Origin of the sequence: Chryseobacterium gwangjuense (assembly GCF_021311115.1) — a bacterium.
GTDB classification, from domain to species: domain Bacteria; phylum Bacteroidota; class Bacteroidia; order Flavobacteriales; family Weeksellaceae; genus Chryseobacterium; species Chryseobacterium gwangjuense.
Map to the genome: position 1 here is coordinate 190,585 of NZ_JAJTNP010000004.1, position 25,778 is coordinate 216,362.

Sequence of the window (25,778 nt, forward strand, 5' to 3'; positions counted from 1 at the left end):
TACAACAGTATGGGTTTAAATAATAGGTTTTAACTTTGATATTTTTTGAAATAAAATGTCTATTCTTTTTGTGGAAAAATCCTCTTTTTTTTGACATATTTTAACTTTCGTACCTCGAAAAAAATCACGATATTTGTAAGTCTTTGCATTTGGCAAAGTTTTTAAAATTTGATATGAGTCAGAAACAATATACAGCTAGTAGTATTCAGGCATTGGAAGGAATGGAGCACGTACGTATGCGTCCTTCGATGTACATTGGTGATGTGGGAGTAAGAGGTCTCCATCATTTGGTTTATGAAGTAGTAGATAACTCTATTGACGAAGCGTTGGCAGGATACTGTGATACGATCTTCGTTGCTATTAAAGAAGGAAACGGAATCGAGGTTAGTGATAACGGTAGAGGTATTCCTGTTGACTTCCACGAAAAAGAACAAAAATCTGCTCTTGAGGTTGTAATGACAAAAATCGGAGCGGGAGGTAAGTTTGATAAAGATTCTTATAAGGTTTCTGGTGGTCTTCATGGAGTTGGGGTATCGTGTGTAAATGCACTTTCTAACGAAATGATCACTACAGTTTACAGAGATGGAAATGTTTATCAACAGATATATTCTAAAGGAAAAGCACAAACTGGAGTTGAAGAAATAGGGCATAGCGAAAAAAGAGGAACAAAACAGTTCTTCCAGCCGGATGATACTATTTTTTCAGAATTAGTGTATAATTATGATACATTAGCAAGCCGTTTAAGAGAACTTTCTTACCTTAATAAAGGGATTACCATTACGCTTACTGACGAAAGAGAAACATTGGAAGATGGAACTTTCAAAACAGAAGTTTTCCATTCTGAAGGAGGGTTAAAAGAGTTCGTTGCCTACATCGATGGAAACCGTGAATCGATCATGGAACATGTAATTTTCATGGAAGGTGAAAGAGACGATATTCCGGTTGAGGTAGCGATGCGTTATAATACTTCATTCAACGAAAATCTTCACTCTTACGTTAATAATATCAATACTCACGAAGGAGGTACTCACTTAGCAGGATTTAGACGTGCTTTGACGAGAACTTTGAAGAAATATGCTGATGAATTAGGACTTCCGGCAAAGGAAAAGGTTGAAATTACAGGAGATGACTTCCGTGAAGGTCTTACGGCGGTAGTTTCTGTAAAAGTAATGGAACCTCAGTTTGAAGGACAGACCAAAACTAAATTAGGGAATTCTGAAGTTTCTGGTGCTGTTGATAAAATCGTAGGGGAAATGTTAACGAATTTCTTGGAAGAAAACCCTAACGAAGCGAAAATTATTGTACAGAAAGTTGTTTTGGCTGCAAAAGCAAGACAGGCTGCAAAAAAAGCTCGTGAAATGGTTCAGAGAAAATCTCCAATGGGAGGTTCTGGACTTCCAGGTAAGTTGTCTGACTGTTCATCTAAAAACCCAGAAGAATCAGAAATCTTTTTAGTAGAGGGAGATTCAGCAGGTGGAACGGCAAAACAAGGTCGTGACAGATTTTTTCAGGCAATTCTTCCATTAAGAGGTAAAATTTTGAACGTTGAGAAATCAATGCTTCATAAGGTTTATGATAACGAAGAGATCAAGAATATTTATACAGCCTTAGGAGTTTCAGTAGGAACAGAAGAAGATAGCAAGGCGTTGAATATGACGAAATTAAGATATCACAAGGTTGTTATTATGACCGATGCTGATATTGATGGTTCTCACATTTCTACATTGATTCTTACTTTCTTCTTTAGATATATGAAAGAATTGATTGAGAACGGATATATTTATATTGCTCAACCGCCTTTATATTTATTGAAAAAAGGAAACAAAAAACAGTACGCTTACAACGAAAAAGAGCGTGAGGAATTTACTTTAGAAATGTCTCCGGATGGGAAAGGTGTTGAGGTTCAACGTTACAAAGGTCTTGGAGAGATGAATCCTGAGCAGCTTTGGGAAACAACTCTTAATCCTGAACACAGAATCTTGAAACAAGTAACTATTGATAATGCTGTTGAAGCAGACAGTGTGTTCTCTATGTTAATGGGGGATGAGGTTCCGCCAAGAAGAGAGTTTATTGAAAAGAATGCGAAATATGCTAAAATTGATGCATAATTAAGATTCGTAACAGATAAAATTTAAAGACTTCAGAAATGAAGTCTTTTTTTGTTGTATATATTATTGATTTAATTTTAACATAATTTAAGAATTTATTATTTTTGTGCGATTTTAAATAACAATGATGAAACTAATTTATTTGGGAGTATTTTCTATGGCCTCCTTTTACTATGGACAGAATTACACTATTTCTTCCATTCCTGAAAACCTTAAAAAGAACGCAAGTGTTATTATTCGAAAAGACAATACAGCAGTTGAAATTAATAAGATAGACGATATTGTATATAAAAAAGCATCTGTAGTTACAATCCTTAATAAAGATGGTATTCCTTATTCTTTACCAAGAATTTCTTATGAAAAAGGGGATAACATTTCTAATGTAAAAGTAATTGTTTATGATGAAAAAGGAAATAAGATAAAAAGCTATTCTAAAAGTGATTTCACTGATATCGCAGCAAATCCGCAAGGAACTTTTTATTCGGACAGTAGAATGTTGATTCTTCCATTTGCTTCTTCAAGTTTTCCTTATACGGTAGAATTTAGCTATGAATTAAACGATGAAAATACTGTTTTTATTCCTGATTTTATCCCATTTTATGAATATAATGTTGCTATAGAAGAAAGTAATTATAGTATTACAAATAAATCTGGTATTAATCTTCGTTCAAAGATATATGAATCACCATTTAATTATACTTCAGTTGATATAAAATCAGATGGAGAAAATAAAACGTATTCCTATAAAAATGTACCTGCTATAGATAATGGACAATTGGTTCCAAGCCCACAAAAAGTTCTTCCAAAGGTAAGTTTTTCATTGGATAAATTTAATCTTGAAGGTAAACAGGGAAGTATTGCTTCATGGAAAGAGTTTGGAATGTGGTATTATCAAAACCTACTGACTCCCGTTTCTGTTTCTACACCACAAATTAAGGCTGAAGTGGCGTCTCTAAATCTGACTGGAACGACGGAAGAAAAGGTGAAAAAAATCTATCAATACATGCAGAATAAAACAAGATATATTTTTGTAGCACTTGGTATTGGAGGTTGGCAGCCGATGCTTCCAGATGAGGTTCAGAAAAAAGGATATGGTGATTGTAAAGGGCTTACAAACTACATGAAAACGCTTTTAGATGAAGCTGGGATTAAGTCATACTATTCTATTATTAATTCCAATCCTTCTCCAATTAGTTTTGATAAAGACTTTCCTAAGATGGCTGGAAATCATGTTATTTTAACAGTTCCTACAGATAAAGGAAATATTTGGCTAGAAAATACCTCACAGCAAATGGCTTTTAATCATCTAAGCTATAGTACAACAGATAGAAATGTCCTTACGGTAAAACCAGATGGTATTGATATTATGCAGACTCCTAGTTCTTCGGCAGAAGAGAATAAAGAAAAACAGAAACTGTATCTTCAGTTGAACACTGATAAATCAATTACTGGAAAGGGAAAATTTTCTTATAAAGGAGCTCAATATGATTTTAATTTGATGTACTTGTTATTACCCGAAAAAGATAAAACAGAGGTAATGAAAAAAGCATATTCTACACTGGATTTTGAAAATGTTGAAATGAAAGATTTTAATAATGATAAAAATTTAGCTGTCATTAATTTTGATTTGGATTTTAAAGCATTAAATTATTTAAAACCAGTAGGTAGTAGTTATATTTTTAGAGCTGTTCCAATTTATAAAGAAAGTGCTTATCATGAGGATTCTGCCAGGGAATTACCTTTTGAGAGTAGATTTTCTTATCAAGATGAATCTGAAATTATTTATGAATTACCAGAAAGTTACTTTATAGAAGAATTGCCTCAAAATGGAAATGTTTCTTCTGAATTTGGAACATACAAAGTTTCTTTTGAAAAGCAAGATAATAAGTTGATCGTAAAACGTCAGATAGAAATCAATAAAGGAATTTACCCAAAAGAAAAATACAATGATTATATCAGTTTTAGGAAAAAAATTCTGAATTCAGATAATTCTAAAATTTTGATGTCTAAAAAACCATAAAAACATAATAATGAAAATGATTAAAAAATTAAGTATATTCTCTATTTTTATAACTATTGTTTGCTTTTCTCAAGAACATAAGTTTCTTAACTATCCTAAATTTGATGAAGCAGATTTGAAGAAAACTCAATCTCGCATTGAAAAAAATGCTCCTGCAGAAATTCTATATAATAGTTTAAGTATTGATTTATCTCCTTCAGGTTCACATTTTTATCAAAAGAAATATTTCACTAAAATCAAAATTTATGACAAGAAAAAGGCAGAAGAATGGCTGAATCTTGATATACCAATTTCAGGTGGAGAAAGTCTTGAAGATTTTGAGGTAATTGTTTATAATTATCAGAATGATAAAGTTGAAAAAACAGTAATTAATAAAAAAGATCAGTTAAAAGAAAATTTTGTTAAAGGGCTAAAGTTTTATAAGCTCGCGATTCCAAATATTGTAGATGGATCTGTGATAGAATATCATTACAAAGTTGACACTGGGAATGTTTACAACTTAACATATTATCTTCAATACAATATTCCTGTAGTATATCAGGAATACCTTTTTGAGTATCCTGAAACTTTAACATATACTTTTAATGGTACAGGAAATAATATTGCACCAAAATATAATGTAAGCAATGTACAGGTTCGTTTAGGAATGAGTATGAATGCTTACAAATTCGGTTATGAGAATATTGCTTCAGTACAAAAAGAACAGTATGTAAAAGGTAATGACAGAGATAGAGCTAAAATAAAACCTGAATTAAGAAAATACGCTGCGAGATATTTTACTTTTGAATCTTCTGACAAATGGAGTAAACTGGCAGAAAAACTTAAATATTCAGATAATTTTGGAGGATATTTAAAAAGCAATGTTAAAAATATTCTTTCAAATGATATCAAAAATTATTTTGATCCTTTAGAAAGAGCGAATAAAATATTTGGTTTTGTTAAAAATGATTACAAATGGAATAAAGATTTTGGAATTATTGCAAGCCAGGGAATGAGGCAGTTTACAAAACTAAAATCAGGTAATTCAGCAGATATCAACCTTTTTTTGGTAGCTCTTTTTAAAGATGCTGGACTTGATGCTAATCCTGTTTTGATCTCAACTATTGAAAATGGTGTTTTAAATGTTTTAACACCTAATCTTAATAGTGTCAATATGGTTTTAGCCTCTGTAAAAATTAATGATCAAGTATATCTGTATGATGCTACTTCATTTGGTTCGAAGGTCAATGTATTACCAGAAAGAGACTGGAATGATTTTGGCGTTTTACTAGAAGATGAAAAAGCAACTGATTTTTCGTTTTCGAATACAAATGTTAGCAAGGAGGAGTTGATAATTAAAGCAAATATAGATTTACAAAACTCAGAAGTTAACGGTAGTTTTATCAAAAGAGAAAATGGCTTATTTTCTATAGAAACTTATGATGATTTTGATTCGAATAGAGATAAATATAATCAGTCTTTTAAAACTGATTTTGCAGCCAATATAAAAGACGTTGAATCTAAATTGCTTAATAGCGGAGAATTTGAATCTCAAATGAAATTCTCAAGCAGTAATTTAATGGATGTTGTTGGAAGTAAAATTATCTTAAATCCTTTGTTGTTTTTAAATATAGGAACCGAAAAATTTGATCAAAAAGAGGAACGAAAAAACCAGATAGACTTTATTTCCGCATTTACAAGGGAAAAAAAAGTGGAAATTACAATTCCTGATGGGTATAAAGTCGGGGATCTTCCAAAACCGAAAAAAATTCTTACAGATGATAAAGAGCTTGCCTATACTTATAAGGTAGAATTTGAAAATAATAAACTTTCTGTAATTTCTAAAGTAGAAGTTTTGAGTCAAAATTATCCAAAAGAATATTATTCATTTTTTAAACAAATATGGAAAATTATAAATGAAAGTGAGAATCAGGTAATCAGCTTGATAAAAAAGTAAAAAAGCAATACAATTTCAAAAATATTTTTAAAACCATTCATCTTTTGAATGGTTTTTGCATGTAAAAAAGAAAATCAAAATTATGAAAAACACAATTGCTGTTTTGGTGCTCTCCGCTTTTTTTATTTTTTCTGCATGTAAGAAATCTGAGAAGACAGATATAACAAAAAAATCTGAAATGCTGCAAACTGAAAAATTCATTGTTGATTCAGTTAAAGTGAAGGATTCTATTAAACTTAACGATTCTCTGAAAATAAGATATTATTCTAAAATGTTGGTTTTCCCGACAATAAAGGATAAAAAACTGTTGGACAGTATTTACTTTGGAGAGAAGAAGATTCAGGATTTTTCTAAAAATGGACTTCAGGCTCTGCTTGAAAACAATAAAAATGAATATTTTAATACGACTAAAAAAGATTCAAAAGATTGGATGTCCGATATGAAGTATGCTCAGGAGTGGTATTCGGATTTGGGAATGGATTTGAAATCGAATATCAATGATTATATTCACATAGAATACAGTTGGGGTTCTTATGAAGGTGGTGCACATGATAATTATGGTTTTTCGGAAAGGGTTTTTGATATCAAGAATAACAAAAAAGTAGAGTTGAAAGACATTACTTCAATGCCTAAAGATAAACTGGAGGTTTTGTTGATGAAAAATATTAACAAAATGAATGGTGGAGCTACCGATGAAAATGGAGAAATTAATAATTCTGAAATGCTTTTGGTTGAAAAAATTCCCGTTACAGGAAACTTTTATTTTGATGATAAAAACCTGTATTTCCATTATAGTCCTTATGAAATAACGGCTTTTGCAGCTGGAGATATTACCATTCCTATTTCCTGGCAGGAACTGAATGGAACACTCACTCGACAGTTTAAAGAACGAATGAAAATTAAATAATACTAAAATGCTTCTTTATCAGGAAGCATTTTTTTATTTTTGTTGCAATGGAAAACGTGGCTTTTATTATCAATCCCTTTTCGGCGAAAAAAAACTACCAACCTTTTCTTGATGAATTAAGAAAAAAGGTAATTAATCCTTTATATTATATTTCGGAATCTATCCAGGGAACGGATGATTTTATTCAGGAAAATTTTAACGAAATAGATATTTTTGTGGCAATAGGAGGGGATGGAACAATTTCAACAATTGCCCGTAATCTTATTGGGACATCAAAGATTTTAGCTATTTTTCCGGCAGGATCAGGAAATGGTTTTTCTAATGAAACCAATTTTAAAAAGAATCTGGATGAACTTTTAGAGAAAATTAAAGCTAAAAAATCCAGGAAGATTGATACGTTTACAGTGAATGATAAACTATCAATTAATGTTTCCGGAACCGGTTTTGACGGGAAGGTGGTAAAAGAGTTTGAGAAAACAAGTCGGGGATTTAAAAATTATATCAAAGTTTCTCTTAAAACGTTTTTTAATTATAAACCGATAAAAGTAAAGTTCTTTGACGAACAATATCAGCAGTACAATGGAAAATATCTGATGCTGAATATCGCTAACACAAGACAGTTCGGTAACAACGCTTTTATAGCACCGAAAGCCAGTAAAAGTGATGGTTTGGTTGATATTGTTTTGGTGAAAAAATTTCCTTTAACCTATTCTGCGTTATTTGCCTACAGAATGTTTACCAAGAAACTGAAGGATGATGATTATGTTACTTATCTTCCCGTTTCAGAAATTGAGTTTAAGGTAAATACTAAGAATTGGCATCTGGACGGTGAATTCAATAAAATAAAATCTCCTATTCATATCAAGGTTCAGCCTTCAAGTCTGAATATTTTGGTGTAGATTTTTAGATAGAAAAGATAAGTAATGTTTTAGCTGAGAAAAATAATCTAAATAAAAAGCCACATTAGACAGAAATCTTTTGTGGCTTTTGTTTTAAAATCTATTATTCTTTTATCAACTTTTCTGAATGTTCTTTTCCATTTTTATCTTTACCTATAAGCAAATAATTACCTTTTGGAAGGCTTTCTATAGCAATTTTTCCTGTTTTTTCTCTTCTCTCCAAAACTTTTCTTCCACTTATATCCAAAAGACTAACTTCCGAAAGTTCTTCCGAAAAGTAAAGAATAGATTTTACAGGATTTGGATAGATGGTTATGTTTTTGTTGTTGACAATGGTTTCACTTGTAGCCAATGAAGCTGTGATCTTGCTTATTGTACTCACTCCAAAATTACAGGTATAAACATCTCCTGTCGTTTCATTTTTCACAATACCTTGCGGGTATGTTCCGCCAGTGGCCAAAGTTGCCCAGGCCTGCGTTACAACACCTGTTGGAGATATTTTACTTACTGTACTGTTGTTATTACCTGTATAAAGATTACCTGATGCATCTATACTCAGACAAAGAGGTCCCGGATTATTCGTTAAAGTAGCCCAAGCATGAGTAACATTACCAGTCGGAGTTATTTTGCTAACCGTATTATTTCCTAAGTTGGCTACATAAAGATTACCGGATGTATCCATTACAATGTTTTGTGGATTAGCATTATTTGCTAAAGTAACCCATGCTTTTGTTACTATACCGGATGGTGTTATTTTGCTAACTGTATCATTTTGATTAACAGTATAAACATTCCCAGAATTGTCTACAATAATATCTTTAGGATATGCATCAGTTGCTAAATAGGCCCAATCTTGTGTAATTGCAGAACCATTCGCCAGTATCTTACTGATTGTCTTATTAGTGTTTGCGGTGTAAATATTGTTTGCTGTATCTAAGGCTATTGCATAAGGGGAAGTGCCGTTCGGCAAAGTAGCCCAAGCTTGTGTTAAATTACCTGTTGGAGTTATTTTGCTTACAGTATCATTGCCTGAATTAGTCGTATAAACATTTCCTGATGCATCTATGGCAATATCGCGAGGAATTGCATTATTCCCTAATGTAGCCCAAGACTGCGTTACGGTACCGTTTGGATCTATTTTACTTACGGTAGAGCTGCCATAATTAGCCGTATAAAGGTTACCGGAAGTATCAATAACCATTTCTAGAGGTTTATAGAAATAGGTTAAAACAGCCCAATCATGGATCACTGTTAATTGTGCAAATGCAACCGTTCCAGAGGCTAGTCCTAATAAAAAGGTAAAGATTTTTTTCATGTGGTTATTATATATTTAAAAGTGATGATGTTAGTTTTCTAAGCCTTTCCCATACAACTTCAAAGAGAATTTTTTTCAAACTTATATACAAGAATATTTTCCACAGGTTTTACTGTGGTAATTAAAGTTGAATCGCTAAATCTATAGGGAATTTGCAGCTGCTTTCAATTAATGATGAAGCAACTCGATTCTAATAAGGTCTTCAAGTGTCATCATATGATAATCATGACGAGGTACAAAAGTAAAGTTAATAAACTTTCAGATATAATGTTGAAAAACCTTAAAAAAAATTAATTTAAAAATCATTTAAGATTAAAGAAATGAGGTTTTTTAGGGCGAAAATGATAAAGTCATCTCTATTTGTAAATGAGAAGTTTTTTATGATTGAAAAAGGATACAGTTTATTATTTCTTAAAACTCAAAAATCAAATCTCAAGCTTTTTCTCTATTTCATTCGGGTGATCCAAACAATACTGCAATTGGTTTTTATCCAGTTGTTTTTCCCAGTTGGCAACAACTACGGTTGCTACAGAATTTCCTATAACGTTTGTTAAAGCACGACATTCACTCATAAATTTATCAATCCCCAGAATTAAGGTCATTCCTGCAATCGGAATTTCAGGGACTACAGCTAATGTGGCAGCTAAAGTTACAAAACCCGCTCCTGTTACTCCTGCAGCTCCTTTAGAACTTAACATAGCTACCAAAAGCAACATAATTTGTTTTTCAATCGGAAGATGGATATTTAAAGCCTGGGCAATAAATAAAGAAGCTAAGGTCATATAAATATTAGTTCCGTCGAGATTAAAAGAATATCCGGTAGGAACTACCAATCCTACAATTGCTCTTGAACATCCTGCTTTTTCCAGTTTTTCCATAATTCCCGGAAGTGCAGATTCAGAAGAGCTTGTTCCTAATACCAAAAGAAGTTCTTCTTTTAAATAGTACATCAATTTGAAAATGTTGAAACCATTGTACCAAGCTACTGCTCCTAACACCAATACAACAAAAAGAATGGAGGTGATATAAAATGTACCGACTAAAAATATGAGGTTGAGTACAGAATGAAGTCCGTATTTCCCAATAGTAAAAGCCATTGCTCCAAAAGCTCCGATTGGGGCAAGCTTCATCAACATATGAACAATCTTGAAAATCGGAGTGGAAAGATATTGTAAAAAATCCGTTACTTTCTGGCTTTTTTCTTTTGTCAGAACCAAGGCAACTCCCATTAAAATAGCAACCAGAAGAACCTGTAAAATATTTTCGCCAACCAAAGGACTAAATAATGTTTCAGGAATGATATTCATGATAAAGCCTGTCAATGTAGTTTCATGAGCTTTTTGCTGATATTGTGAAACATCACCTGAAAGAGTAGAAGGGTCAATATTTAAACCATGTCCGGGTTGCAGAATATTTCCTACGATGAGCCCAATAATTAATGCTAAAGTAGAAAATGTAAAAAAATAAATCATTGCTTTTATCGCAATTCTTCCCACTTTCTTAAGATCAGTCATATGAGCAATTCCCAAAGTAAGCGTGATGAAAATTACAGGAGCAATAATCATTTTTACTAATTTGATAAAACCGTCACCGAGTGGTTTCATTTTTTCGCCCAGTTCAGGATAGAATCTTCCCAAAAGCACACCCGCAATAATGGCTATAATAACCTGAAAGTAAAGCTGCTGATAGAATTTTTTGGTTTTCAAGAGTATCGTTTTGAATTTAAGGGAGAAAATTAAGAAAATTTATTTTGAAATGAATAGAAGGGATGAAAAGTTTCGGCGGGGCTTTCAGCCCCGCCGAAAAAAATTATTGATGAAGGTTTATTATATAACAATAGTTGGCTCTAAAATGATTAAACAGATTGTTACATTTCGAATTTTTTGATCACCTGATTATTCTTGTAGCAATAAAATTCGTAAGTAGGTTGTTGCTTAAAAGTAAACACTTTCTCTACATGTATTTTATTATATTGATGTATCAAATCGTTATATTTTTCTTTGAGAAGGTTCGGGAGTTCATCCGGATGTATCGGTCTTTCCACTTCAAAACCATCATTAAAAGCAAATTCTATGATAAAATCTGTATTTCTCCATGAAATTATAGATTCTGTTTCACTGGATTTATGGAGAGTTGATAATGAAATGTTGTCTTGCTGAATAATTTTATCTGAAGTACCTATCAATAAAAGAATTCCGGACAAAACCATTGCTCCGTAACCGATTTTTTTGAATAAAGTTTCACTTAAATAAGGTAAAATATATTTCACGGTATAAGATGAGATAATAGTGGCAATCGCGATAGTTATTCCCAACCATAAAGCAGTTTTAGAATATAAACCCAATGAAATGTAAATAATAAGTTTAATAAGATGTAGAAAAACCTCATTAGCAGCTCTTGTTGCTACAATTTCTTCCTTTTTAAGCCCGAATCTGAGATAAAATCGATTAAATAACAAACCGATTGCTCCTGTAATTCCGGAAATAAATCCGGCAAAAAAACCGATAACCCCCAATAGAAACTTTGAATAAGGTTTCTGATGCTCTTTCTGTAATTTCTTAGTTTTAAATAATTCAGGGAGATTGGCGATAAGGAAAAAAGCAACAATGAATTGAAGGTAATTAGGATTTATATATTTAATAAGATAAGCTCCGAGTAAAACAGCAGGAATTGAAAACGGAACAAACCAAAAGAAGATTTGCCATTTAATATGCTTTTTAAAAGCGGAAATTCTTGATACAGAGCTTGTAAAAGTACCTATCGTTAATGAAAAAGGTACGACTGAGCTTGGTAACAGTAAATTTAAAATAGGAATTAAAATCAGGCTTGCTCCGCCGCCACAGATGGCACTGATCCAAAAAGCGATTATGGTTCCTAAAAACAGAAGTATGATATTGAAAGGCATCTCTAAAAATTTAAAAGTTTTTTACAAATCCAATTCCTGCATTTCCCTTTTGATAATAAGGCATAATCATCGTTTGGCTTTTTTCTTTTTTTCCACCTAAAAGATTATTGATTTTTGGATATAACCAATACGCCAATTCAGTGGATAAAATCCCAAAACCGGCACCTCCCACAACATCTCCAAACCAGTGCTTATTGTTCAACATTCTGTATATTCCGGTGAACACAGCAAGAGAATACCCGGAAATTCCCAGTAAAAAATTAGTGTCTTTATATTCTCTGAACATAAATTGAGCAGAGGCAAAAGACATGGCAGTATGACCTGACGGAAAAGATAAATTGTTGGAAAAATCTGGCCTTTCTTCTTTCACAAGATGTTTAAGAGGAAGAGTGAAGGCAGTGGTAATCATTAATGAGGTTCCGTAAATAATCGTTCTGTCTCTAAAATTGTGTTTTCCTTTTACACCAAAAGCATTTAAACCATACACCAAAACACCAGGAGCATATTGTGTGTAATTATCCAGTCGTATATGATCGGGTTTGTGTTCGCTGATCTCATATTGAGTGGAAAAATTAAGCTGTTTCAGCTGTTTTATACTCAGACTTGCTACTCCATACGTGATTAAAGTTGCCGGTACGATTAATTTTTTATAACTAAACTGATGGGTGTTGTCTTCAAGGTTCAGTTTTGTAATGGCAGTGTCCTGAATACTTTTGATATCTAAACTATCTTGTGCGTAAACTTTCTGAAAGCATACAATAATGATGAGTATGCTTGATAATAAACCTTTCATTGGATATTTTATGTCTTATAGATTAATTATTGACACAAAATTGCAATCCAATTTAGAAGAAACTTTGAATTTAGAAGTGTATGGAGAAAATATGATGATAATTTTCAAATCGATAACTGATTTCCCATTGTTGAAATCTGCAGATTTCACTAATAATGGCTAGTCCTAAACCGCTTCCATTATTGTCAGAAGAAAGTCTGGAAAACCTTTTAAAGAGTAAATCTGCATTCAGTTTTTCCGTTCCAGAATTGGAAACTTCAAAAAAAGATTCAGTTAAAACTACAGAAATTGAACCATCTTGGAGAGTATGTCGGATGACATTAACCAGCAAATTATTAATAAGGATTTCACAGAGTCCGTTATTGCCTAAAACTTCAATTTTAGGATGAATAGATGAATGTACGGAGAGATTTTTTTGATTAAAATGTTCCTCAAACATTTCCAGACTTTGTTTTACCAGAACATCAAATTCAATTTTCTCCGAATTGTCAAACTGATTGTTGCCTATTTTTGCTAACAGGAGCAGGTTTCTGTTAATTCTGGAACTTCGTGTTAAAGCTTTGTTGATGTCTTCTGCAATCAGGTACTGTTCTTCTGTTAAATTTTCATTTTGAAGTAAAATATCTACTTTGTGTTTAATGATCGTTAAAGGAGTTTGCAATTCATGCGAAGCATTTTCGGTGAATTCTTTTTGATTCCGATATACGGAGACGCTATGTTCTATCAGTCTGTTTAATGATTCGTGAAGCTCTTCAAACTCGATGGTGTCTGTTTTTTCAAATTCAATTTGGGTATGCGTATTCAAGTTGAATTTTTTGAGTTTTTCTAAGGTGTTTCTGAAGGGTTTCCAGATACTCGAAGATAATTTTCGATTCAGAAATAACAAACCTGAAGCAATGATGATAAAGAAGAATACGGTTGTTATTGCAATGACGGCAATAGTATCTTGAGATTCCTCAATATTGGTTTGTATCGTAAAAAGAAAGGGTTTGTTGTTAATGTGTACCGTTTTTTTTAAGCATCTGTAGCTTTCTATTTCGTATTTACCACCAAAGTTTTTTTGTTTTTCTATCGTAAAAGCTGAATCTTCATGAGAAGAATCTGCGGCAAGGTGTTCCAAATTCGTTTCAGGTTGAATATGATTCCAAAGCTGTATGCTTTTATACAATTCTTGATCAGAAAGCTTAAGGAGATTAAATTCATAAGCCGTTTTCTCTGCAATAGTCTTATTGTGTTCATCCAGCTCACCCTCCCAAATGCTATTGACAACCCAATAATAGATCGGAATACTTATTGTGAGTATAATAAGTACATAAAGTATAAAAGGCTTTGTCGCTTTGCTTAATAATGGTTTCAAGACGATATAAGTTACAATTAGTTATTAAATAATGATTAGGAAATCCATTTGTAGCCGGTTCCGTAAACTGTTTTCAGGTAATGATTACAACCTGCATCATAAAGCTTTTTCTTTAAATTTTTAATGTGCGCATACACAAAATCATAATTGTCTAGCATATCGGCAAAATCTCCCGATAAATGCTCTGCCAGTGTACTTTTTGAAATCACTTTATTTTTATTTCCGATAAAATAAATAAGCAGATCAAATTCCTTTTTGGTAAGCTCAATATTCTGATTGTTGATAGAGACGGTTTTCGCTAAAAGATCAATTTGTAATTCATTTTGAATAATAATATTAGAATTATTAAACTGTTTTCTGCGGATAATAGAATAGATTCTTGCCATTAATTCAGAAAGATGGAAAGGTTTGGTGAGATAATCATCTGCTCCCATTTGTAATCCTGTTATTTTATCTTCCAATGCATTTTTAGCAGAAACGATAATCACGCCGTCTTGTTTATTTTCTTTTTTTAAAGCTTCCAAAATATTAAGACCGTTTCCATCAGGAAGCATAATATCTAAAATGATACAGGCATAATCAAAAGTCTCTATTTTGTTCATGGCTTCATGAAAAGTAGAGGCAAACTCACACAAATAGCTTTTTTCGGAAAGATATTCAGCAATACTTTTCGATAATTCCGGCTCGTCTTCGATGATTAAAATTTTCATATTGCTAATGTATGATTACAATTTTGAAGAAATTTTGAACGAAATATGGGCAATTATTCTACTGCTACAGAATCATCACCACGGCCGTCTGCAACCGCATGAATATTTCCGTTGTTATCAATCAGAATCATTTCTGTTCTTCCTATAGATCCTCGTTTTTCCGTTTTGTAACCCAGTTTTTCAAGATCTTTAATGGTCGTTTCTGGAAAGTTTTTCTCAAATTCAACCGTTTCAGGAAGCCATTGATGATGGAATTTCGGAGCGTTTACCGAAGTATTGGCATTCAGTTTAAAATCAATAACATTTACGATCGACTGATATACAGAAGTTGGGATAGTGGTTCCTCCTGGAGTTCCGACAATCATATAAGGTTTTTGGTTTTTTAAAACAATCGTTGGAGTCATGGAAGAAAGCATTCTTTTGCTGGGCTGAATAGAATTTGCTTCTCCTCCTACAGCTCCGAACATATTCGGAACACCTGGTTTTACCGAAAAATCATCCATTTCATTATTTAAGAAAAATCCGGCTCCGGAAACAACAACTTTACTTCCGTATAGACCATTCAGAGTGGTTGTAACAGCTGCTGCATTTCCGTCTTTATCAATAACAGAAATATGAGTCGTTTCCGTAGATTCTTTCGGTTGTTGGATGATTTTCCCTACTTCCGAACTGGCTGTTGCTTTTTGAAAGCTGAAATTTTTCCATCTGCTTTTTAAATACTCATCAGAAATCAAATAGGAAGTTTTATCCTGAATAAAGTCCGGATCACCCATATATTCGGCGCGGTCGGCAAAAGCTCTTCTTTCGGCTTCGGTCATGATTTGTACTGCTTGTGTAGAGTTTTGCTGATATTTTTCAAGATTTTCATACCCCGCCATTTTAAGCATTTGAGCCAATAAAACTCCGCCACTTGAAGGTAATGGCATAGAAATAATCGTATTTCCTTTATAATCAAACTCTAAAGCTTTTCTTTCCACAACCTTGTAATTTTTTAAATCTTCCGGTGTAATAATTCCGTTCCCTTTTTTCATTTCAGCAACGAGAAGTTCTGCCGTTTTTCCTTCATAAAACCCTTTTATACCCGATTTTTGAATTAATTTTAAGGTTTCTGCCAATTCCTTTTGCACCAGAATATCTCCTGCTTGCCAGGGAGCGTCTTTCACAAAAACTAGGGCGGATTGATTATGCTTTTGGAAATAAGGCTTATTGGAATTCAGTAAATTGGCTTCCTGCTCTGTGATAGCAAATCCCTTTTCTGCAAGGTCAATAGCCGGCTGAATGATTTTCTCCATAGGAAGATGTCCATATTTTGAAGTTGCAAAAAAACCGGCAACACTTCCCGGAATTCCTACGGCTAATCTTCCGTTTTGTGATAAATCGGTATTGGCTTTCCCCGTTTTATCGAGATACATGTCTCTTGATGCTTTTTTGGGAGCGGTTTCGCGATAATCAATCGTGAATTTTTCACCGGTATTTTTTACTCCGACCAGAAATCCGCCACCACCGATATTTCCAGCTTGAGGATAAACTACCGCTAAAGCATATTGGGTCGCAATAATAGCATCATAAGCATTTCCTCCCATTCTCAGAATTTTTGCTCCGGCTTCACTGGCAAGGGGGTGAGCGGAAACTACCACTCCTTTATTTTTTACTTTTACCTCTTTTATAATCGTAATATCCGTGTATTGTGCTGAAAAAGAGACAGAAAATAGAATAAATGCTATGGCAATTTTTTTCATTTGCAAATTTTATATCCTAATTTACAATTTTGTTTTAAGATAGGGTTTAAAATATTTATTTTTGCTCAAATCAACTAATTATTAAGTAAAATGGAATCCTATACGGAAAGAATACTGATTACAGGTGCTTTGGGACAAATTGGCACCGAACTTACGAACAGACTTGTTGAAATTCACGGAGCGGACAATGTAGTGGCTTCCGGGCTGGACAGATGGCAAAAGGGAATTACTTCTGCGGGTCATTACGAAAGAATGGATGTTACCAATACACAATTGGTAAGACAGATCATCAAAGATTATGAAATTACAACGGTTTATCATTTGGCTTCATTATTATCAGGAACGTCAGAAAAACAGCCGATTTTTGCTTGGAAACTGAATCTTGAGCCTCTTCTTCATTTTTGTGAATTGGCAAAAGAAGGGTTGCTTAAAAAGATTTTCTGGCCAAGTTCTATTGCGGTGTTCGGAAAAGGAATTCCTAAAGAAAATGTAGAGCAGGATGTAGTATTGAACCCGACAACGGTTTACGGAATTTCTAAAATGGCAGGAGAAAAATGGTGCGAATATTATTTCGATAAATATGGAGTAGATGTGAGAAGTATCAGATATCCTGGATTGATTTCATGGAAAACTCCTGCAGGTGGCGGAACTACTGACTACGCTGTTGAAATTTTTTATGAAGCAATTGAAGAAGGAAAATATACAAGTTTCATTTCAGAAAATACAGGAATGCCTATGTTGTATATGGATGATGCAATTAATGCAACGCTGAAATTAATGGAAGCTCCGTCAGAAAATCTTACGGTTCGTTCTTCTTATAATTTGGGTGGAATGTCATTTACTCCGAAAGAATTGGCAGAAGAAATTAAGAAAGAAATTCCAGGTTTCGAGATCGATTATAAACCGGATTTCAGACAGGCGATTGCGGATTCTTGGCCGGCTTCGATTGATGATTCTATTGCGAAAAAAGATTGGGGGCTGACTTATGATTTCGGAATTTCTGAAATGTCAAAAGATATGATTAAGAACCTGAAAGTAAAATTAGGTAAAAATTAATTTACTTAAATTTAACTTTAAATAAATTGTTTTTTAACATCTGATTATTAATTGAATATAAATTTTATATAAACTTTACTTTAAATGATTTTATTAACCTTTAACATCGTGAACATGGAAACTGAATCTAAAAAAAGCATTCGGATTTCTGATGATGAGAGGTTGAAGATCACAGAAGATAATACAAAAGCTGTTCTCAGGATTTTAGATCTTCACGATGTAAAGGCAAGTTTTTTTATTGAAATATCTATTGTTGAAAAACTACAAAATCTACTAAAAGCAATTTCATCCAAAGGGCATGAAATTGCTTTTTATAATCAGAGCTCCAATCTTCATCGTATTGAAGAAACAAAGAAATGGAGTCAGGATTTTTTAGAAAAACAGATTAGAGGAATTCGTCAGAAAGAGGTTAAGCTACCTCAGGAAGATTTGAAAATGTTGGAATTTAATTATGTTTCCAATATTGATCATGCAGATATTCTTTTCCCTTTTAAACGTCTGAAAAGAGATACGGAAATCTCCGAAGAAGATGGATTGAGCATTGTTCCGGAAAGTATTTCTCCTTACAGTCAGTTGCCGTATAATGATTTTGTTTTTCAGATGTTGCCTATGAAGTATTATCAGAATATGGTTTTTGAAACCTTGAAAAATGATGATTTTGTTCTGATCTATCTTAATTCTTGGCAGTTTACAGATTTAAAAAAGTATCAGTTTGATCTTCCTTTTTACAGGAAACTGAATGCGGGAAAAAAAATGGAGGACAAACTAGATGCCCTCCTTACCTGGATCAACGAGAAAGAATTGGCTACTTCTCGCATGAAAGATTATATTTTTTAGAGTTTCGTGGTGGATCCGGATTTATTGGAACCTCAAAATCTCGAATCTGGTATCTCGTAACCCATTATCTCTAACTCAATTCAAAAAGTGTAATTTCCGGAAGAACTCCGACTCTTCCCGGATATCCCAATACTCCAAAACCTCTGTTGACGTACAATAGTTTTCCGGCACTTTCATATAAATCTGCCCATTTTGGGTATTTGTACTGAACTGGAGACCATTTTACATTTTTCAGATCCAAACCAAACTGCATTCCGTGTGTATGACCGGAAAGCGTCAAGTGGATGTTCGAAGGATGTTCTTTTACTACATAATCGAAGTGAGTAGGGTCATGGCTCATTAATATTTTTGTTGCGTCTTTTGGAATGTCTTTTAAAGCGTCATCCAGTCTTCCGAATTGTGGAAAAGGTTTCAATCCCCAGTTTTCAACACCTAGAATGTATAATTTTTCACCGTTTTTATCAATAATTCTGTGCTCGTTTCGAAGCATATCAAAACCGGCTTGCTTTTCATAGTTAATAAGTGTTTCTAGGTTCTGTTTTTTTGCAGCTGCAGATTCCCAGTTTACGTAATCGCCGTAATCGTGGTTTCCCAGCACGGCAAACTTGCCGTCTTTTGCTTTAATTTTAGAAAACAATGGAATAAATGGTTTGAATTCATCCGCAACATTATTTACCATATCTCCCGTGAATAAAACCAAATCAGGGTTTTGTTCATTAATCAGATTGATGGCATGTTCCAATTTGCTGGGATCAGAGAAGCTTCCGCTGTGAACATCTGAAATTTGAATGATTTTATACCCTTTAAAACTTTTAGGAAGGTTGGTGAAATTAATTCGTACTCTTCTTACTTTGTGTCGGTATTTCCCAAATGTAATTCCGTCGATAAATAAGCCGGAAAGCACTCCGCCTAATCCTAATCCTACTAAACTTAAGAATTTCCTTCTTTCAGGAAAAAAGTTTTCAGTAGGTCGTGTTAATCCTATTAAATAACCTCCGGCTCTGAAAATATCATCAATTAATAAAAATAAAACGATGAACACTTTAGGAAGAATAAAAACCAAAAATAGAGAGATCATGATTTGAGCTCTTGCTGTACTTCTGTCAGCTCTGCTGAAATGGGTGACCTCGTAAGCGAAAATACCATAAATGATTAAAGATACTGCCCAATAAGCAGTTCTTATCCAGAAGTTATCTGTCAATGTTTTTATTGCCTGATAAATGTATACTTCTAAAAATAAAAAAATGGCGGCAATAATTAAAAAATTTCTCTGCATAATTAAATGTAAAAAAAGCACAAAGAATAATTTCCCTGTGCTTTTTTATATTTTAAATTAAAAATAATATTAAGGAAATCTATAAACGATAGCATTGATATTCATTCCGGCACCAACCGAAGTCATCACAATGTTACCTTTATCTTTAAACGATTGACCCTCCATTTTTCCTTTAATTATTAAATCATACATGGTAGGAATTGTTGCTACAGAAGAGTTTCCAAGATCTTGGATCGTCATTGGAGAGACGGCATGGTCGTAATCCTTCACGCCGTAAAGTTTGTGTAGTCTTTCGATCATGGCATAATCCATCTTGGCATTTGCCTGGTGGATTAAGATTTTGTTGATATCTTCAATAGACAGACCTGCGTCTTCAATAGTTTCTTTAATAGCTGCAGGAACGTTTTTAAGAGCGTACTCATAAATTTTTCTTCCCTGCATTCTTACAAATAAACGCGTTTGATCAGTGTCTTTATTGATCGAAGGTCCGTTTGCTAAATAATCAAGTTCAATACCATTATCACAAATTGTATTGTGAGCAATGATTCCTACGTTTTCTTCATCAGTAGCTTTTACTACAACTGCTCCGGCTCCGTCTGCAAAGATCATTCTGTTTCTGTCGGATGGATCCGTTACCCTGCTTAATGTTTCTCCTCCGATTACTAGGATGGTTTTTGCTGATCCTGCCTTGATTAAAGTATTAGCCAAAATCATGGCTTCCACCCATCCCGGACATCCGAAAACCATATCATAAGTCACGCATTTTCTGTTTCTAATACCTAACTTGTTTTTTACTCTCGCAGCTATTGTAGGCATAAAATCGGCGTAACCATTCGCTGTGACCTCCCCGAAGTTACTTGCGTAAATAATATAGTCTAGTTCTTCCTGATCTATTTTTGCGTCTGCAATAGCAATTTTTGCAGCTTCATAACCGATTTGTGAATTCGAAAGACCTTCCTCTATAAATCTCCTGTTTTCTATTTCTGTGATTTCTACAAATTTCGCAATAGTTTCCTCAGCAGGCTTGTCAATCTTAACCCCGTCTTCTGAATAAAACTCTGAATCTAGAAAATAATCTCTCCCAATAACCCTTGTAGGAAGGTAAGATCCAGAACCAATAATGATCGTATTCGGCATTCGTTTATATGATTTTTTTTAAAGACGCAAAGTTAATAATTAATATTAATAACGGAGAATTAAAAATATTATTAAATTTGCAAAAATTGTACTTTACAATCTATGAAAAACAATTCGTCCTTAAAAGGCTTACTGATTGCAATTCTGGTGTTTATTATTGCCTTTGGGGTCTACTTCTTTTTTTTAGCAAAGAAGAATTATTTTGTGGTAGATAACCCTACGCCCGATACCTACTATTATAAGATTAATAACGGTTCTGAAGGAATTGTTGCCGGTGGACAGTTTGTACATGTAGATTTAAACCAAGGGAAAAATTCTATTCAAGTTTTCGATAAAAATAAAAAGTTACTTTACGATTCAGCGTTTGAAGTTAATAAGATTCGTGGACTGATTAATATTGCACATCAGGATTATTATGTGAATGATCAATATTATGGATACAATCTTAAAAAAGATTCATTACTTTTGGCTCTTGATAAGACTACAATCGATGGTAAGGCGTATTATGGAGGAGCGAGACGCTTCAATAAACTGTACACCGAAGATTTTTATTATAATGTAGATGAAGATTATGATAAAATTATTAAAAACATTCAAAAGGTAGAATCCAGATCGAAGATTTTCAGAAAACAGGATTACCTTAATTATTATAAAGAATATTACAAGTTTTAAGTTTTGACAAAAGATATCAACCAAGTTACTCCCTACAATTCTGAGGCTACAAAGAAAAGCCAGGTAGAGGATATGTTCGACAATATTGCACCAAAATACGATCTTCTTAATCGTGTTTTATCTCTGAAAATTGATGTTTTGTGGAGAAATACTTTGGTGAAATGGATGAAAAATGACCAACCGCAAGAAGTGCTGGATGTGGCTACAGGAACGGGAGATTTAGCAATTACAATAGAAAAAGGAACAGGTTCTAAAGTAATTGGTTTAGATTTATCGCAACAAATGTTAAATGTTGGCGTTATTAAAATAAAAAAACTTAATTTAGACGGCAAAATTTCCATGCAAAAGGGAGATGCAGAAAATTTACCTTTCGAGGACAATAGATTTGATGCTGTTTCCGTTGCATTTGGAGTAAGGAATTTTGAGAACCTTACCAAAGGGTTAGCAGAATTAAGAAGAGTAGTTAAAGATAACAAGAGTGTTTATATACTGGAGTTTTCAAAGGTTGAGGGGTTCTTAGGGCCATTTTATATGTTTTATTTCAAAAATATATTACCTGCTATAGGCAGACTGGTTTCAAAAGATAATAGGGCATATACATACCTTCCGGATTCTGTAAATGCTTTTCCTTTCGGGGAAAAGATGAGACAAATTCTTTTAGATACAGGATTTAAAAAAGTTGAATATAAAAAACTAAGTTTAGGTATAGCCACAATTTATAAAGCAACAAAGTAACCTATGAATAAATTTTTATTAAGAGCACTGGTTTTAGCGTCAGTAAATATTGCAGTTTTGGCAAATGCACAATTCAGAACCCGAAACAGAATGGATAAGTTGGAAGACTTTGACGAGCAAAAGTTCAGTTGGGGATTTTATTTGAACGGCAATATGCTGGATTACCGTATAGTACTTAATCCAAGATATGGAACCTATGGGAACCAGAATCTTGTTAAATCCAAAGAAAGTACTAGTTTTGGGGCTGGTCTTATCGCAAAATGGAGACTTAATGATTATTTAGACGTAAGAATGGAGCCGGGGTTACAGTTTGCTCAGAGAAAATTAATATTTGATACTGAGTATAATAATCAGTATTCTAATGGAACATTAACTAATGATCCGTTTATTCCTATGTCTCTTTCGGACAAAGATAAAACTAGAGAAGTAAAATCTACTTTGGTTGATATTCCTGTAATGTTGGAACTTCATGGTCAAAGATGGTACAATTCTAGACCGTATGTTGCAGCAGGAGTAAACTATATCGTAAACTTACAATCGAATTCAGACTCTACGGATGATAATATGCAGCAGGTTTTCAGATCTACAACGCATAACTTTGCTTGGTCTGCAGAAATGGGTATTCAATTTTACTTTAATAAATTTAAATTAACACCGGCAATCAGAGGTACTTTCTTTATGAATAATGAGATTGTAGCGGATAACGGTACAACGCCTCCATATTGGGCGGCGGCTATATCAACATTACAGACAAGAGCAATTATGTTTGTATTGAAGTTTGAGTAAAAAATACTTAAGAATAAATACTAAGGAGATACGCTTTGTGTCTCCTTTTTTATTTTAAATTCAAAATATAGAGACTTTTATTTTTGTTAATATTAATATTTTGTTATTTTTGCTAATAGTTAGAATATACAAAACCTGAAATGCTTCAAGAGTTAGAAACCAATTTTTCAGAATTAGAAAAGAAGATTATGAATTTGCAAAAGAATTACAATAATCTTTCTGAAAAATTATCGGAACTAAGCATTGAAAATAAAGAATTGCAGAGGAAGTATGATGAAGAAAGAAAGAGAAATCAGGTATTAGCAGAAGAACAAAAAAATATAAAACTTTATTCAGCAATATCAGGAAACCCTGAACACAATAGATTAATGAAAAACCATATCAATAGATTGGTGAAAGAAATAGATTTCTGTATTGCTCAGCTTCAAAACAGTGGATTATAATGGATGTAAGGAGAATAACCATAAACATTGCAGGAAGAGTATATCCGCTGAATGTACCCGCAGCAGAAGAAGAAACTTTGCGTAAAGTGGGGAAGCAGATAGAGAATATGATTAAAGATTTTGAACAAAACTTCGATGTAAGAGACAAACAAGATGCTTTGGCAATGTGTGCCCTGAAATTAGGAACCAATGCTGAAGTAGTGTCTGCGAACTACGAAAAAAATATAAATTCTACCAATGAAAGATTAAGTAAAATTAATCAATCGCTGAATGAAATTGGAAAATAAATTTTCCACAAGACTGCCTACAATAATTCTAACACATTAAAGGTAAACTCAACGCTAAACAATTACCGAACAAATGTCCATTGAATGGCGAGCCGATTTTTCGGATTACAGACAATGGAAATCAGTTCAAATCGTGTTGATTAGGAGTTTACTCTCAATCTCTGGATTATTGTGGGCTTTTTTTATTTAATAATGTAAGACAATTAAAACTCGATATATATGACAACAACCGCTATTATTATAGGCGTGATTTGCTTAGTAATAGGTGCAGTAATAGGAATGTTTTTTTCCAAAAGCTCATTAAATACTAAAGCAAAATTTATTATAGATGATGCGAAGAAAAATGCAGAAAACCTTGTAGAAAAAGCTAATGTACAAGCTGAATCCATAAAGAAAGAAAAAAATCTTCAGGCTAAAGAAAAATTCTTGGAATTGAAATCTCAGCATGACGCAGATATTCAGTCTCGTGAAAAGAAAATGCAGGAGGTTGAAAAGAGAACTAAAGACAAAGAAAACAAGTTAAATGACGAGCTTAGCAAGACAGGAAAACTTGAAAAAGATTTGGACAGACAAATTGCTGATTATTCTAAGAAAACAGAAATTTTAGAAAGAAAGCAACAGGAATTAGACACAGCAACTGCTAAAAAAGTAGAGATTCTTGAAAAGATCGCAAACTATACAGCAGATGAAGCTAAAGCAGAATTGGTAGAAACCATGAAAGCTGAAGCGAAAACAAGAGCTCAGGCGCATGTTCAGAGCATTATGGAAGAAGCTCAGATGAATGCGAAAAACGAGGCTAGAAAAATCGTTATTCAGACCATTCAGAGAATTGGAACAGAGCAGGCGATCGAAAATTCAGTATCTGTTTTCAACATCGAATCTGATGAAGTAAAAGGTAGAATTATCGGTAGAGAAGGTAGAAATATTCGTGCTTTGGAAGCCGTTACAGGGGTAGAAATTATTGTAGACGATACTCCTGAAGCGATCCTTCTTTCATGTTTCGATCCAGTAAGAAGAGAAATTGCAAGACTATCCCTTCACAGATTGGTTACAGATGGTAGAATTCACCCTGCAAGAATCGAAGAAGTGGTGGAGAAGACCAAAAAACAAATCGAAGAAGAGATTATAGAAGTAGGGAAGAGAACAATCATTGATTTAGGAATTCACGGATTACACCCGGAATTGATTAAAATCGTTGGTAGAATGAAATACCGTTCTTCTTATGGTCAGAACTTATTACAGCACTCAAGAGAAGTAGCGAATATTGCTGCAACGATGGCTGCTGAATTAGGTTTAAATGTGAAATTAGCTAAAAGAGCAGGTTTATTACACGATATCGGTAAAGTTCCAGAACAGGAGTCTGAACTTCCTCACGCTTTATTAGGAATGCAATGGGCAGAAAAATATGGTGAAAATGCAGAAGTTGTAAATGCAATCGGAGCTCACCATGACGAAGTGGAAATGACTTCATTATTATCACCGATTATTCAGGTTGCCGATGCAATTTCCGGAGCAAGACCGGGAGCAAGAAGACAAGTGTTAGAATCTTATATCCAAAGATTAAAAGACCTTGAATCTGCAGCATTAAGTTTTGACGGAGTTTCGTCAGCGTATGCAATTCAGGCAGGTAGAGAGCTGAGAGTAATGGTAGAAAGCGGAAAAGTAAACGATGAAGTAGCTTCTCAATTATCTTACGACATTTCAGAAAAGATCCAGAACGAATTAACTTATCCTGGGCAAGTAAAAGTAACAGTGATCAGAGAGACAAGAGCTGTGAATATTGCGAGATAATAATCGAAAAAAGATATTTTATAAAAACCTTTCAAGAAATTGAAAGGTTTTTTATTTTTAACGAAATTT

Annotated in this window: 22 protein-coding genes; 13 read left to right on the top strand and 9 right to left on the bottom strand. The window is 33.4% G+C overall.

The features are described from left to right. Positions 1-173 precede the first annotated feature (173 nt). From gyrB to LV842_RS09590, 5 genes are all read left to right on the top strand, one after another. A complete protein-coding gene (gene gyrB / locus LV842_RS09570; protein WP_233111224.1) occupies positions 174-2,108 on the top strand; it encodes a DNA topoisomerase (ATP-hydrolyzing) subunit B in 1,935 nt (644 codons plus the stop codon). 124 nt (positions 2,109-2,232) lie between these two features. After that, a complete protein-coding gene (locus LV842_RS09575) occupies positions 2,233-4,128 on the top strand; it encodes a DUF3857 domain-containing protein (protein ID WP_233111225.1) in 1,896 nt (631 codons plus the stop codon). A 10-nt stretch (positions 4,129-4,138) separates the two neighbouring features. Then, complete coding sequence (locus tag LV842_RS09580) at positions 4,139-6,064, top strand: DUF3857 domain-containing protein (RefSeq protein WP_233111226.1); 1,926 nt, start codon at positions 4,139-4,141, stop codon at positions 6,062-6,064. Positions 6,065-6,146: 82 nt separating this feature from the next. Further along, positions 6,147-6,971 carry an RsiV family protein gene (locus tag LV842_RS09585; RefSeq protein ID WP_233111227.1) on the top strand — a complete coding sequence of 275 codons (825 nt, stop codon included), beginning with the start codon at positions 6,147-6,149 and terminating at the stop codon, positions 6,969-6,971. 47 nt (positions 6,972-7,018) lie between these two features. Next, positions 7,019-7,870, top strand: coding sequence for a diacylglycerol/lipid kinase family protein (locus tag LV842_RS09590; RefSeq protein ID WP_233111228.1), 852 nt, complete (start codon positions 7,019-7,021; stop codon positions 7,868-7,870). Positions 7,871-7,973: 103 nt separating this feature from the next. Here the strand turns inward: LV842_RS09590 and LV842_RS09595 are convergent, their stop codons facing one another. From LV842_RS09595 to ggt, 7 genes are all read right to left on the bottom strand, one after another. Next, positions 7,974-9,185, bottom strand: a complete 1,212-nt coding sequence (locus LV842_RS09595; protein ID WP_233111229.1) for an NHL repeat-containing protein — start codon at positions 9,183-9,185, stop codon at positions 7,974-7,976. Positions 9,186-9,610: 425 nt separating this feature from the next. Beyond that, a complete protein-coding gene (locus tag LV842_RS09600) occupies positions 9,611-10,891 on the bottom strand; it encodes a dicarboxylate/amino acid:cation symporter (RefSeq protein ID WP_233111230.1) in 1,281 nt (426 codons plus the stop codon). Positions 10,892-11,052: 161 nt separating this feature from the next. After that, on the bottom strand, positions 11,053-12,090 hold the full coding sequence (locus LV842_RS09605) for a sulfite exporter TauE/SafE family protein (RefSeq protein ID WP_233111231.1): 1,038 nt from the start codon (positions 12,088-12,090) through the stop codon (positions 11,053-11,055). Positions 12,091-12,100: 10 nt separating this feature from the next. Continuing rightward, positions 12,101-12,883: a phosphatase PAP2 family protein gene (locus LV842_RS09610; RefSeq protein ID WP_233111232.1), complete on the bottom strand. Its 783-nt coding sequence runs from the start codon at positions 12,881-12,883 to the stop codon at positions 12,101-12,103. 70 nt (positions 12,884-12,953) lie between these two features. Continuing rightward, a complete protein-coding gene (locus tag LV842_RS09615) occupies positions 12,954-14,240 on the bottom strand; it encodes a sensor histidine kinase (RefSeq protein WP_233111233.1) in 1,287 nt (428 codons plus the stop codon). A 35-nt stretch (positions 14,241-14,275) separates the two neighbouring features. Beyond that, positions 14,276-14,950: a response regulator transcription factor gene (locus tag LV842_RS09620; protein WP_233111234.1), complete on the bottom strand. Its 675-nt coding sequence runs from the start codon at positions 14,948-14,950 to the stop codon at positions 14,276-14,278. A gap of 53 nt (positions 14,951-15,003) precedes the next feature. Continuing rightward, positions 15,004-16,689: a gamma-glutamyltransferase gene (ggt, locus tag LV842_RS09625; RefSeq protein ID WP_233111235.1), complete on the bottom strand. Its 1,686-nt coding sequence runs from the start codon at positions 16,687-16,689 to the stop codon at positions 15,004-15,006. A 90-nt stretch (positions 16,690-16,779) separates the two neighbouring features. On the opposite strand from ggt, the gene LV842_RS09630 reads away from it, so the two are divergent. Then, positions 16,780-17,745 carry an NAD-dependent epimerase/dehydratase family protein gene (locus LV842_RS09630; RefSeq protein WP_233111236.1) on the top strand — a complete coding sequence of 322 codons (966 nt, stop codon included), beginning with the start codon at positions 16,780-16,782 and terminating at the stop codon, positions 17,743-17,745. A gap of 114 nt (positions 17,746-17,859) precedes the next feature. Beyond that, entirely contained in the window at positions 17,860-18,582 is a 723-nt protein-coding gene (locus tag LV842_RS09635) for a polysaccharide deacetylase family protein (RefSeq protein ID WP_233111237.1), read from the top strand. Between the two features lie 70 nt (positions 18,583-18,652). On the opposite strand, the gene LV842_RS09640 is transcribed toward LV842_RS09635, so the two are convergent. Together LV842_RS09640 and LV842_RS09645 are read right to left on the bottom strand one after the other, a co-directional pair. Next, positions 18,653-19,858, bottom strand: coding sequence for a metallophosphoesterase (locus LV842_RS09640; protein WP_233111238.1), 1,206 nt, complete (start codon positions 19,856-19,858; stop codon positions 18,653-18,655). Between the two features lie 69 nt (positions 19,859-19,927). Further along, positions 19,928-20,995: a 3-oxoacyl-ACP synthase III family protein gene (locus LV842_RS09645; protein ID WP_233111239.1), complete on the bottom strand. Its 1,068-nt coding sequence runs from the start codon at positions 20,993-20,995 to the stop codon at positions 19,928-19,930. Between the two features lie 102 nt (positions 20,996-21,097). On the opposite strand from LV842_RS09645, the gene LV842_RS09650 reads away from it, so the two are divergent. The 6 genes from LV842_RS09650 to rny all read left to right on the top strand — a co-directional run bounded on the left by LV842_RS09650 (position 21,098) and on the right by rny (position 25,709). Further along, positions 21,098-21,667, top strand: coding sequence for a hypothetical protein (locus LV842_RS09650; protein WP_233111240.1), 570 nt, complete (start codon positions 21,098-21,100; stop codon positions 21,665-21,667). A 3-nt stretch (positions 21,668-21,670) separates the two neighbouring features. Further along, complete coding sequence (gene ubiE / locus LV842_RS09655) at positions 21,671-22,402, top strand: bifunctional demethylmenaquinone methyltransferase/2-methoxy-6-polyprenyl-1,4-benzoquinol methylase UbiE (RefSeq protein WP_039365958.1); 732 nt, start codon at positions 21,671-21,673, stop codon at positions 22,400-22,402. A gap of 3 nt (positions 22,403-22,405) precedes the next feature. After that, a complete protein-coding gene (porT, locus tag LV842_RS09660; RefSeq protein WP_233111241.1) occupies positions 22,406-23,188 on the top strand; it encodes a type IX secretion/gliding motility protein PorT/SprT in 783 nt (260 codons plus the stop codon). A gap of 140 nt (positions 23,189-23,328) precedes the next feature. Beyond that, complete coding sequence (locus tag LV842_RS09665; protein WP_233111242.1) at positions 23,329-23,631, top strand: V-type ATPase subunit a family protein; 303 nt, start codon at positions 23,329-23,331, stop codon at positions 23,629-23,631. Further along, positions 23,631-23,918, top strand: coding sequence for a cell division protein ZapA (locus LV842_RS09670; RefSeq protein WP_233111243.1), 288 nt, complete (start codon positions 23,631-23,633; stop codon positions 23,916-23,918). The genes LV842_RS09665 and LV842_RS09670 overlap by 1 nt, the downstream gene beginning before the upstream one ends. Before the next feature lie 219 nt (positions 23,919-24,137). Further along, positions 24,138-25,709: a ribonuclease Y gene (rny, locus tag LV842_RS09675; RefSeq protein ID WP_262909407.1), complete on the top strand. Its 1,572-nt coding sequence runs from the start codon at positions 24,138-24,140 to the stop codon at positions 25,707-25,709. Positions 25,710-25,778: the final 69 nt, after the last annotated feature.

Coding starts and splice junctions, on each gene's coding strand:
- gyrB (WP_233111224.1), top strand. CDS start 174: ATGAGTCAGAAACAATATACAGCTAGTAGTATTCAGGCATTGGAAGGA.
- LV842_RS09575 (WP_233111225.1), top strand. CDS start 2,233: ATGATGAAACTAATTTATTTGGGAGTATTTTCTATGGCCTCCTTTTAC.
- LV842_RS09580 (WP_233111226.1), top strand. CDS start 4,139: ATGAAAATGATTAAAAAATTAAGTATATTCTCTATTTTTATAACTATT.
- LV842_RS09585 (WP_233111227.1), top strand. CDS start 6,147: ATGAAAAACACAATTGCTGTTTTGGTGCTCTCCGCTTTTTTTATTTTT.
- LV842_RS09590 (WP_233111228.1), top strand. CDS start 7,019: ATGGAAAACGTGGCTTTTATTATCAATCCCTTTTCGGCGAAAAAAAAC.
- LV842_RS09595 (WP_233111229.1), bottom strand. CDS start 9,185: ATGAAAAAAATCTTTACCTTTTTATTAGGACTAGCCTCTGGAACGGTT.
- LV842_RS09605 (WP_233111231.1), bottom strand. CDS start 12,090: ATGCCTTTCAATATCATACTTCTGTTTTTAGGAACCATAATCGCTTTT.
- LV842_RS09610 (WP_233111232.1), bottom strand. CDS start 12,883: ATGAAAGGTTTATTATCAAGCATACTCATCATTATTGTATGCTTTCAG.
- LV842_RS09620 (WP_233111234.1), bottom strand. CDS start 14,950: ATGAAAATTTTAATCATCGAAGACGAGCCGGAATTATCGAAAAGTATT.
- ggt (WP_233111235.1), bottom strand. CDS start 16,689: ATGAAAAAAATTGCCATAGCATTTATTCTATTTTCTGTCTCTTTTTCA.
- LV842_RS09630 (WP_233111236.1), top strand. CDS start 16,780: ATGGAATCCTATACGGAAAGAATACTGATTACAGGTGCTTTGGGACAA.
- LV842_RS09635 (WP_233111237.1), top strand. CDS start 17,860: ATGGAAACTGAATCTAAAAAAAGCATTCGGATTTCTGATGATGAGAGG.
- LV842_RS09640 (WP_233111238.1), bottom strand. CDS start 19,858: ATGCAGAGAAATTTTTTAATTATTGCCGCCATTTTTTTATTTTTAGAA.
- LV842_RS09645 (WP_233111239.1), bottom strand. CDS start 20,995: ATGCCGAATACGATCATTATTGGTTCTGGATCTTACCTTCCTACAAGG.
- LV842_RS09650 (WP_233111240.1), top strand. CDS start 21,098: ATGAAAAACAATTCGTCCTTAAAAGGCTTACTGATTGCAATTCTGGTG.
- porT (WP_233111241.1), top strand. CDS start 22,406: ATGAATAAATTTTTATTAAGAGCACTGGTTTTAGCGTCAGTAAATATT.
- LV842_RS09665 (WP_233111242.1), top strand. CDS start 23,329: ATGCTTCAAGAGTTAGAAACCAATTTTTCAGAATTAGAAAAGAAGATT.
- LV842_RS09670 (WP_233111243.1), top strand. CDS start 23,631: ATGGATGTAAGGAGAATAACCATAAACATTGCAGGAAGAGTATATCCG.
- rny (WP_262909407.1), top strand. CDS start 24,138: ATGACAACAACCGCTATTATTATAGGCGTGATTTGCTTAGTAATAGGT.